The sequence below is a fragment of the Streptomyces globisporus genome, assembly GCF_003501885.1.
Taxonomy (GTDB): domain Bacteria; phylum Actinomycetota; class Actinomycetes; order Streptomycetales; family Streptomycetaceae; genus Streptomyces; species Streptomyces globisporus_D.
The window spans coordinates 1-3,105 of record NZ_QWFA01000334.1; the positions used below are offsets into that span (position 1 = coordinate 1).

The following is a 3,105-nucleotide window of genomic DNA, read 5'->3' on the forward strand; positions in this document are numbered from 1 at the left end:
GTCGGGGTCCGGGGCGCGGTTTCGGGAAGGGACGGGGGCGTTCCGCCAGAGGCAGGGGCGGGTCAGCCGCTCACACCGCGCAGGACCATCGCGACGGCGGTGTCCGCGATGACGCCCGGCTCCTCGGCGACGCCCAGTTCGATCCGGCGTACGGCGGCGTCGACCGACCCCTGCAGGAGCATGGCGGCCAGCCTCGGCTGGGTGTGGCCCAGGTCGCCGAGCGCTTCGACGATCATGGCGATCAGCCCGCCGTGCGCGGCCCGGATCTTCTCGCGGGCGGCCGCGTCCAACTCGCTCGCCGAGATCGCGACGACCGCGCGGTGGCGGCGGTCGCCGACGAGGTCGAGCTGCCGGCGCACATACGCCTCGATCTTCGCCTCGGGCGTCTCGGCGCGCTGCATGGCGTTCTCGACCTCGGCCGCCCAGACGGGGAAGTCGACGGCGCACAGCTCCTCGACGACGGCGGCACGGGAGCGGAAGTACTCGTACACGGAGGACCGCGCGAGGCCCGTGCGCTCGGCGAGTGCGGGGAAGGTCAGCGCTTCCGTACCGCCCTCGGACAGCAGGGAGCGCGCGGCGTCCAGGAGGGCGCCGCGCTGCATGGTCCGGTGCTCGGCCACGGAGGCCGCTCGAATCCTGGGCACGCGTCCACTCTACGGCGGCAGGCGCGTGGAGGAAGGGCACAGCCACCGATCGGATGGCCGACGAGGCCGGAGAGGGACTCGGGGAGGGGATGCCGGTGAGGGATGCCGGCGGGAGGTCAGCGGCCCGCGTCGGCCAGCTTCGCCCGGAGCTGGAGCACGGACTTGGTGTGGATCTGGCTGACCCGGCTCTCGGTCACCCCGAGGACGTTGCCGATCTCCGCGAGGGTGAGGCCCTCGTAGTAGTAGAGGGTCACCACGGTCTTCTCGCGGTCGGGGAGGGTGTTGATGGCCCGCGCGAGCAGTCTTCGCAGTTCCCGGTCCTCTGCGACCTCCACCGGATTGTCGGCGGCGGTGTCCTCCAGCGTGTCCATCAGGCTCAGCCGGTCGCCGCCTTCGCCGCCGACGTGCAGCAGTTCTTCCAGGGCGACCACGTTCGCCAGCGACAACTGGCTGAAAACGGCGTGCAGTTCCTCCAGCGCGATGCCCATCTCCGAGGCGACCTCGGCCTCCGATGGCGTCCGCCGGAACTGTGCCTCCAGCGTGGCGTACGCGCGCTCCACGTTCCGCGCCTTCTGTCGGACGGACCGGGGGATCCAGTCCAGGGCCCGGAGTTCGTCGATCATCGCGCCGCGGATCCGGGTGATCGCGTACGTCTCGAACTTGATGGCCCGCTCGATGTCGAACTTCTCGATGGCGTCGATCAGCCCGAAGACACCGGAGGAGACGAAGTCGGCCTGCTCGACGTTGGAGGGCAGCCCCACGCTCACCCGGCCCGCGACGTACTTCACGAGCGGCGAGTAGTGCAGGATCAGCTGCTCCCGCAGCCGCTCGTCACCCGTGGACTTGTAGGAACGCCACAACTCGTCGAGGGAGGAGGGAGCGGGAGGGCGCACAGTGCCACGCGCAACCGGTGGTTTCGCCGCGCGGTCAGACCCGGAGGTGTGCTGGGGCATGTGGTGCCTTGAGCCGTTCTGCCGTGAAGTGCTGGGGGACTTGTGTCTGAAGCGGAATCCTTGTGAGCGTAGCGTGACTGCGGTGTCGCAGTCCGCGCAGGACGGGAGTTCCCTGCCGCGCGATTGCCTGTCACCCCTTACGCCGTCGGCGCCCGCCCGGGACCGGGGCCGTCGCCGTTGGCGCGGGCCCCGGACAGGTCACCGATCGATCGTGCGAGGTCATCGGCCTTACCTTTTCACCCGAATGCTCCAGGTCAAGTATCGCCTCGCCGCGCGTCGTCGTTGCGTGCCGAAGGAGGCGTCAACCGCCAGGCGTCGCCTTCGCGTTCGACGAACCCCAGTGAGTGAAGTTCGTACAGTCGACCGAGCGTTTCGTCGGCCGAGGTCCCTGCTGTGCGCGCGAGGTCACGGAGGTGAGTGGCCCCGTGGTAGGGGAGCGCTTCGAGGACCCGTGCGGTGACCGCGTCGAGGTGGTCCCTGGGCAGCACCGGGCCACGGCGGGCGGGCGGGAGGTCGCCGATGTCCCCGACCAGCTCGACGACTTCGTCCGCGTCGGTGACGAGTACCCCCTCGCCGCGCAAGAGCTCGTGCACCCCTGCCGACAGCCCACTGGTGGCCGGCCCCGGGACTCCCATCGAGAAGCGACCGAGCCGTTGCGCCTGGCGGGCGGTGACCAGCGAACCGCTACGGTATTCGGCCTCGACCACGACCGTGCCCCTGGTCAGCGCGGCGATGACGCGGTTGCGCAGGATGAACCGGCTGCGGGTGGGGTGGGCGGACGGCGGCAACTCGGCAACGACGAGACCCTGTTGGGCCATGCGTCCGAGCAACTCGGCGTGCCCGCGCGGGTAGGGTACGTCGACACCGCAGGCCAGCACCGCCGTCGTCGCCCCGCCCGCGGCCAGCGCGCCCCGATGGGCGGCCCCGTCCACTCCGAACGCCGCCCCCGACACCACCACCCAGCCGCGCTCCGCGAGCCCGGAGCCGAGGGTGGCGGCCATGTGCGCCCCGTACGGGGTGCAGGCCCTCGCGCCGACCACCGCGACCGAGCGCAGGGACCACAGCCGCAGGTCGGGCCGCCCCCGCACCCAGAGCCCGACGGGCCGCGCGTCGCCGAGGTCGTCCAGCTGGCTCGGCCACTCCCGGTCGCCCGGGCAGACGAAGCGCCCGCCCACCGCGGCGACCGCGGCCAGGTCCCGCCTCGGCTCCGCGGCGGCCGCCCGCAGCCGGTAGCCCCCGAGGCGCGCGGCGGTCATCCCCGGCAGCTTCTCGGCGGAGCCGTCCTCGACGGTGAACCTGCGCATCAGCTCGACCGGCCCGATGAGCCGCAGCCACCGCCCGGCACGCTCGTCCCCCGGCTCCAGCACCCGCGTCAACGCAGCCCTGGCCAACCGCTGGGTATCGCGATCCCGCGCCTCGGATCCGAGGTCCCGGCCGAGCCCGTTCGCGGCGTCCGGCCCGCACCCCGGCCCGGCCCCGGCGCCCACCTCGTGCCCCCGCTCCCACGT

The 3,105-nt window shown here is 72.4% G+C and carries 3 protein-coding genes; all 3 read right to left on the reverse strand.

Annotated features, from left to right (window positions below):
• Positions 1-62: 62 nt before the first annotated feature.
• Positions 63-620: a TetR/AcrR family transcriptional regulator gene (locus D3105_RS33090; protein ID WP_118906515.1), complete on the reverse strand. Its 558-nt coding sequence runs from the start codon at positions 618-620 to the stop codon at positions 63-65.
• Between the two features lie 140 nt (positions 621-760).
• The gene (gene whiG, locus D3105_RS33095) at positions 761-1,597 is read right to left on the reverse strand and encodes an RNA polymerase sigma factor WhiG (RefSeq protein WP_118906516.1); all 837 of its coding nucleotides are present in this window, start codon (positions 1,595-1,597) and stop codon (positions 761-763) included.
• A 254-nt stretch (positions 1,598-1,851) separates the two neighbouring features.
• Positions 1,852-2,964 (reverse strand): DNA-processing protein DprA, encoded by a 1,113-nt coding sequence (gene dprA, locus D3105_RS33100; RefSeq protein WP_118906517.1) that lies wholly within the window; start codon positions 2,962-2,964, stop codon positions 1,852-1,854.
• Positions 2,965-3,105: the final 141 nt, after the last annotated feature.

Excerpts from the sequence above, each read along its gene's own strand:
- whiG (WP_118906516.1), bottom strand. The coding sequence starts at position 1,597 with ATGCCCCAGCACACCTCCGGGTCTGACCGCGCGGCGAAACCACCGGTT.